We start from the raw sequence: 6,731 nt of genomic DNA, 5'->3' as shown, positions 1-6,731 counted from the left end.
CCCACACCTGATATCCGGTGAAGCCCTCGGCCTGCATATGGACACCTAGCACCTCGTCGTACGGAATGAACATGTCCGCCGCCGCATCGCGCCAGCCCGCCATTTCCTCTGCACCCACACCGAGTTCCGCCGCCCGATCGTGATGCCGGGCGGCGGCATCTGCTGCCCCGGTCAGGTTCTGCTGTGCCATCAGGTTGGTGTAGACGTTGTTATCAGCGATCGCGCTGTACTCATCCGGCCCGGTTACTCCGTCGATCCGAAATCGGCCGCGGCTGTCGTGATGCCCGAGCGAACGCCACAGCCGGGCCGTCTGTATCAGCAACTCCACCCCGATCGACCGCTCGAATTCGAAGTCGCCGGTGGCTCGCACATAGCCGATGGTTGCAGCTGCAATATCCGCGTTGACATGAAACGCTGCGGTGCCTGCCGGCCAATAGCTGGAACACTCCTCGCCCCGGATGGTGCGCCAGGGGAACGCCGCACCTTCGAGCCCGAGTTGCGCGGCACGCTCCATGGCCAGCGGAAGGATGCTGTGCCGCCACCGCAACGCATGCGCAACCGCATCCGGCGCCGTGTAAGTTAGCACAGGCATCACGAAAGTCTCCATATCCCAGAAGGCGTGACCGTCATACCCGGGCCCGGTGAGCCCCTTCGCTGCGATTGCCCTGCCTTCGGCGCGCGCGCCGGCCTGTAACACGTGAAACAGCGAAAACCGGACGGCTTGTTGAACGGCAGTGTCGCCGTCGAGCTCAACGTCCGCCCGCGACCAGAAGCCATCCAGATAGCGGCGCTGCTCAGCCAAGAGCCCGTCCCACCCGGTCTGCATCGCGCCGGCCAAAGCCGCGTCGGCCTGATCGCGGACGGCCGGCAGCGATCGGGAACCGGACCAGCCGTACGCGACAATCTTGACGAGCCGTAGCCGCTCCCCAGGCTCCAACGTGGTCGATATCATCGTCCGTCCCAGGTGTGGGAAGCTCTCGGATTGCACGCTGGTACCGGGCGGTCCGTCCACCAAGTGATCCATCACGGCCGCTAGGATCAACCTGCTGTTCCTGGTGGAGTGCACCAGACCCGCACGCGCGCCCCGCGCAGCATCCGCTTGTTCGATCAACGGCGATTCCAACGTCGCGGCAACCCGCGGGTCCCCGCCGGGATCGGGCAGCTGCTCATTGGCGACCAGCTCGGATTGCACCACGATCCGCGTCGTCTGCGTCACCGCCTGAACCTCGTAACAGATCGCCGCTACCGCCCGCTGAACCAGGGACACCATACGGGTCGACGTAACCTTCACCGCTGAGCCCGCTGGCGAGACCCATTCGGACTGTCGGTTCAACACACCCGCCTTAAAGTCGAGGCAGCGTTCGTGGGAGCGCAGCTCTCCATAGCGGATATCGAACGGTTCATCGTTGACCAGCAGCCGTATCACTTTGCCGTTGGTCACATTGATGATCGTCTGCCCGGACTCGGGGTACCCGTAGCCGCGTTCGGCGTAGGGTAGGGGCCGTTCCTCGAAGACGCCGTTCAGGTAGGAGCCTGGTAGTCCGTGGGGTTCGCCCTCGTCCAAGTTCCCGCGCCAGCCGATGTGCCCGTTGGACAGCGCGAACACCGACTCCGCCTGCGCAAGCACTTCCAGGTCCAGACTGGTTTCTCGCAGACACCACGGCTCGGTCGCAAAACACGGATGATCGATCATTTCTCTCCCAGCAATTCGGCCAGGTCGGAGACGACGATATCCGCACCGTGCTCTGCGAGCGCCTGAGCCTGTCCCACTCGATCCACCCCGATGACCTGGGCGAAGCCGCCGGCACGTCCGGCCGCGACGCCCGCAAGAGCGTCCTCGAAGACAGCACATTGCGTCGGCTCCAGTCCAAGCGCCCTCGCTCCGGCCAGGAACATGTCCGGTGCCGGCTTGCCTCTCAAGTGTTCGCTCCGTGCCGTCAGCCCGTCAATGCGCTTGTCGAAGAGACCCTCGATCCCGGCCGCGGCAAGCACCGCCTGACAATTCGCGCTGGATGACACGACCGCGCAGCGCAGCTTTTTCGCCCGCACCGCCTGCACGAAACGCACCGACCCTTCATATACTTGTACGCCGTCTTCACGGATCCGCCGCTCCACGACGTTGTTCTTTCGGGTACTGAGTCCAACAATCGTCTCGGCTCCGGCGTCGTCATCCGGCTGCCCCTCCGGCAGTCTGATCGTCCGCGATTCCAGGAATGAGCGGGCACCGTCTTCGCGCGACTTTCCGTCAACGTATGCGTCATAGTCGGTGATCGCGTCGAACGGCCGGAATGGTGCGTGGTCCCGCTTTGCCGCCTTCTCGAGATAGGCGTCGAACACTTCTTTCCATGCTGCTGCATGCACGGTCGCAGTCCGGGTGATGACACCGTCCAGGTCGAACAGACAGCCGAGCACTTGGTCCGACAGGCCGACGAGCGCCTCGGCGTTCATTTGTTCAGGATGTCGGCGAGGACCGCGGCTTCGCTGATGTCCGGTTCCGTCGTGCCGGTCAGCAGGGTCAGACGTTGATCGGTGGCCAGCTCGCGCAGGTGTCGCAGCGCCTCACCGCGTTCGGCATCTTTCAGTTCGGCCTGGTATCTCTTCGTGAACTCGGCGAACTTCGCCGGGTCATGGCTGTACCACTTGCGCAATTCGGTCGACGGCGCCACATGTTTGCACCACTCATCCAGTGCCGCCTTCGCCTTTGTCATCCCACGCGGCCAGATCCGATCGACGAGAACCCGGACACCATCGTCCTCCTCGGCTTCTTCGTACACCCTGCGTACCCGCACATCCGGCTTCTTCGAGATCATCAGGCCTCCAACCGTGTTGTCATTATGCTCTTCGGTTCCGCAACGTACGCAGACAACCAAGGCGTGCCCCCGACGGCGCCCCGGCTATGCGCGACCGAGTCTGTATATCGAGACGGATGTCTCATCCGCCAGCCAACATCTCCACGGAAACCCCGCCGGCGCGCCGCTAGAACCGCTGACACCCACCCGCGGACCCGTTCGATGGGCAGCACAGCACAGCACCGTCGGCGGGGGTGAAGGACCACCACTCGAGCCGAAGAGGTCGTCGCCGACAGGCCGACTCCAAAACTCTGGGGGACGTCGCCAGCCCGGATCGGACACCCGTACGGCTGGGTCGGCTGCCAGGCTGCGGGTGAAAAACAGTAGAGGGGCCCGGGCGGACCGAACATGGCGTGTTCCGGGTCGTCAGCGATCGAAAGGCTTCACGGTCATGATCTTTACTCCTACCGTCGATCCGTTTGGAGCCAGGTAGGAGACTGTCTCGCCTTGGTACTTACCGGCGATCGCCGAGCCGAGGGGTGACGCGGGAGAGTAGACGTCCACGGTGATAGAAGGGTCGCCGGTCAACAGTTCTCTCGTCCCGATCAGGAACGTGTGACTTGTCCCGTCTGTATCGAACCGGACGGTGACTTCCATGCCGGGCTCCACAAGCCCGTCATCCGGTTTGGATTCAATTTCAGCCTGCCGCAGCAGCCGTTCGATCTCTCGGATCCGCGCGTCAGTTCGCGCACCCTCAGCCAGGCTGTTCGCCCGTGAGGTATTCAGCTCCTGCAACTCGCGCGTGAGCTGATTCAGGACCTCGGGAGTCATCCATACCGTGTCCTTCAGGTCCGACATTTCTGATCGCCGCCCTTCCCCGCTATCGAATGAATCCCCCACCATAGCCTGCAAACCGTCGCGTAGATAGCCACGCCTGAGACCCCGCAGTATCACCGGCCCCAAGCGGCGAAACGCTAAACGATCGGAGAGGATGATGATCCTCTCGCACCGCGAGCTACGCCCATCACAGCGGGGAACGCAACGAGTCCGGTCGGTTCCGCAAAGGGCGTCAATTGCCGCAGTGCATCCCCAGCTGGACTCTCACCACCGGTGCCCGCTGAGGCTGCGGGGTCAATTTTTTTTGCTGATCAGAGGCAAGATGCTTTCCCTCTGAGAATGGGCTATGGTCATCGGACCACGCCAGCTCAAGAAGGGAAGCGTGAGGCACATGTCAGGAAGATCACCCCGCGGGGGAAAGACCAAGAAGAAATCGAAACTCACCCTCAAGGAGAAGCGCGAAGCCAAGCGCGAACGCGCCGACGAGGTCTCGCTCAAGCCAAGGAAGACCCGTTAGCGCACCGACGTCGGTAGAACGGGGCACCCCCAACAGGTGAGGGCGCCCCACCTCACTCAATGGTTCGTCAATCGGGTCTCGAGCGGGCCGGGGACCGCGTGGCACCAGGTCCCCGCAGATGAGATACCCGCTGCATCAGTGAGGTGAAATCTTAGGGAAGGCGGGGCCGGCTTATGCAACCCACAGGACGACTGACAGCGAAAGAGGACGGCGTCTACGTCGTCTTCGACAGACTCCTTCATGCGCCGACAAACGATGTGTGGCGAAATCTGACTCATCCCGCGGAATTGGCCCGCTGGATCGGCGAGCTGACAGGCCAGGCGTCAACAGGGTCGATGCGGTTCCGGATGAGCATTGACGAGGACGGCCCGTGGCAGAACGTTACCCTCCTCGAGTGCGAGCCTCCGCATCGCTTCATAGCTGACGTCGGTTGTGGGGAGCAATCGTGGCGCGTGTCCTGCCACCTCACCGAGGCCGGCGGACACACCGCTCTGACCGTCGCTCGCCGACTTCGTTCACCCTCAGAGGCACACGTCGCTGCCCGATGGGATTACTACCTAGCAAGGCTTACCGCCTTCCGCGATAACCATCCCACACCGGTGCGGTCGGATTACACCGCAGCGTTGATTCCGGCCTACAGGTTTCTGAGCAGCCAAATGGCGGCCGGACGCCCGGCGGGCTTGCGACATACGCAACGGGGGACTTTCGACTCTCTCCGCCTGTGAAAGGCACACGGACAATAGAACTGGTGATGGCAAGAAGTTCAACGATGCGGAACGACCGAGAAATGGGCGGGTTCCGCGAAGGGAACCAAGCAGATGGCCCAAGCAGCCCGAAACGCACGCAAGACAAACTCTCGAGCATCCGCGCCAGAACCCAACACGCAGACGACGAGCTTACTGGTCCAGGCGGAACGCGAGCAGCTGATCGGCTTCTACCGCGAAATGATCTTGATCCGGCGTTTCGAGGAGCGCGCTGCGCGTGCCTACACGCAAGCGCTCATCGGTGGCTACTGCCACCTCAACCTAGGCGAGGAGGCGGCCGTCGTGGGGCTGCTGTCCGCCCTGCGGCCAACTGACTACCTCTTCACCAACTATCGGGAGCACGGCTACGCCATCGGACGAGGAATCGAACCCACACGAGTCATGGCAGAACTGTACGGACGCGTCGACGGTGTCTCGAAAGGCTGGGGCGGCTCGATGCACATGTTCGATCTTACCCGGCGCCTTCTGGGCGGATACGGGATCGTCGGCGGGCAAATCCCGCTCGCGACGGGCGCCGCGCTCGCACTGGATTACCGAAACGAAGACAACATCGTCATGTGCATCATGGGCGACGGCACTACGAATATCGGTGCCTTTCATGAGTCGCTGAACATCGCCGCACTCTGGAACCTTCCGATCGCATACGTGATCATTAACAACGGCCTGGGCATGGGAACAACGGTTCAGAAGTCCTCTGCTGAGCCGGAGCTGTACAAACGCGCGTCCTCGTATCGCATGGCAGCCGAGCACGTCGACGGACTCGACCCGGTTGCGGTACGTGACGCGACGACGCGAGCGGTGGAGTCCGCTCGGGGAGGCGCGCCGTTCTTATTGGAGGTGGTCACCGAGCGGCTGCGCGGCCACTCGGTGGTAGACCCTGCGAAATACCGCTCGGCGAACGAAGTCGAAACGCTCAAAGAACATGACCCCGTGCTCAGCTTCGCGCGCCGACTCACGGCGTCTGGGTTCCTCGATGACGGCGCCCTCAGGGACATAGACGACGACGCGCTCGCACGGGTCTCCGAAGCGGCTTCGTTCGCTGAGGGAAGCCAGTTCCCCGATGTGTCCACACTGTTCGATTACACCCATGCCACGCCGGTGCCGAACGACTCTCGGCGGCTGCCTGGGCAGCCGTTGTACGAACCGGCTCCGCGCCCGACCGAGGATGGGCCCCGATGACCATCATGACCTACCGTCAGACCCTGCATGACACCTTGCGTGCCGAAATGCTCCGCGACGAGAACGTGTTCCTGATCGGCGAAGAAATCGGGGTCTTCGAGGGCTCATACAAGATCACTGCCGGCCTTCTGGCCGAGTTCGGCGAAAAGCGAGTGCGCGACACTCCGATCGCCGAGGAAGGTTTCACCGGGGTGGCAATCGGCGCGGCCATGCTGGGCCTACGCCCGGTGGTGGAGATCATGACCATCAACTTCTCGCTGCTGGCCCTGGATCAGATTGTGAACCACGCGGCCAAAATCTATGGGATGTTCGGCGGCCAGGCACGCGTGCCCCTGGTCATCCGCACCCCCGGCGGAGGTGGACAACAGCTGGGTGCGACTCACTCGCAGAACGTAGAGCTCTACTACGCCTTCGTCCCCGGAATGAAGGTGGTCGCGCCATCGACCCCGGCCGACGCGAAGGGGCTGCTGCTGGCCGCCATCCGCGACGACGATCCCGTACTGTTCCTGGAGAACCTGGCGCTCTACAACACGAAGGGGGAGGTTCCCGACGAGGATGTGGTCATAGACATCGGTAGGGCGACGATCACGCGCGCCGGCGCAGATGTCACCTTGATCGGGTACTCCCGGATGGCGCATGTGGCTT

8 protein-coding genes are annotated in these 6,731 nt (G+C 62.9%); 4 read left to right on the top strand and 4 right to left on the bottom strand.

What is annotated here, in order from left to right:
- The 4 genes from ACPYOG_RS18145 to ACPYOG_RS18130 all read right to left on the bottom strand — a co-directional run.
- Positions 1–1,693 (bottom strand): glycoside hydrolase family 65 protein (locus ACPYOG_RS18145; RefSeq protein WP_481295550.1); only part of this gene is annotated, 1,693 nt, incomplete at its 3' end.
- The gene (locus ACPYOG_RS18140) at positions 1,690–2,448 is read right to left on the bottom strand and encodes a beta-phosphoglucomutase family hydrolase (RefSeq protein WP_481295549.1); all 759 of its coding nucleotides are present in this window, start codon (positions 2,446–2,448) and stop codon (positions 1,690–1,692) included. The genes ACPYOG_RS18140 and ACPYOG_RS18145, both read right to left, overlap by 4 nt.
- Positions 2,445–2,810 (bottom strand): DUF488 domain-containing protein, encoded by a 366-nt coding sequence (locus ACPYOG_RS18135; protein ID WP_481295548.1) that lies wholly within the window; start codon positions 2,808–2,810, stop codon positions 2,445–2,447. Before ACPYOG_RS18135 ends, ACPYOG_RS18140 begins: the two co-directional genes overlap by 4 nt.
- 405 nt (positions 2,811–3,215) lie before the next feature.
- Complete coding sequence (locus ACPYOG_RS18130; protein ID WP_481295547.1) at positions 3,216–3,647, bottom strand: GreA/GreB family elongation factor; 432 nt, start codon at positions 3,645–3,647, stop codon at positions 3,216–3,218.
- Positions 3,648–3,972: 325 nt separating this feature from the next.
- On the opposite strand from ACPYOG_RS18130, the gene ACPYOG_RS18125 reads away from it, so the two are divergent.
- The 4 genes from ACPYOG_RS18125 to ACPYOG_RS18110 form a co-directional block, all read left to right on the top strand.
- Entirely contained in the window at positions 3,973–4,143 is a 171-nt protein-coding gene (locus ACPYOG_RS18125) for a hypothetical protein (RefSeq protein WP_481295546.1), read from the top strand.
- 173 nt (positions 4,144–4,316) lie between these two features.
- Positions 4,317–4,868 (top strand): SRPBCC domain-containing protein, encoded by a 552-nt coding sequence (locus tag ACPYOG_RS18120; RefSeq protein WP_481295545.1) that lies wholly within the window; start codon positions 4,317–4,319, stop codon positions 4,866–4,868.
- A gap of 93 nt (positions 4,869–4,961) precedes the next feature.
- Entirely contained in the window at positions 4,962–6,086 is a 1,125-nt protein-coding gene (gene pdhA, locus ACPYOG_RS18115) for a pyruvate dehydrogenase (acetyl-transferring) E1 component subunit alpha (RefSeq protein WP_481295544.1), read from the top strand.
- Positions 6,083–6,731, top strand: a 649-nt coding sequence (locus ACPYOG_RS18110; protein ID WP_481295543.1) for an alpha-ketoacid dehydrogenase subunit beta, incomplete at its 3' end; no start/stop codon positions are given. The genes pdhA and ACPYOG_RS18110, both read left to right, overlap by 4 nt.

This window comes from Leifsonia sp. HAY1-4F (genome assembly GCF_056755275.1).
Note: the sequence above shows the minus strand (reverse complement) of the source record. Positions and strands in the feature narration are given on the sequence as shown.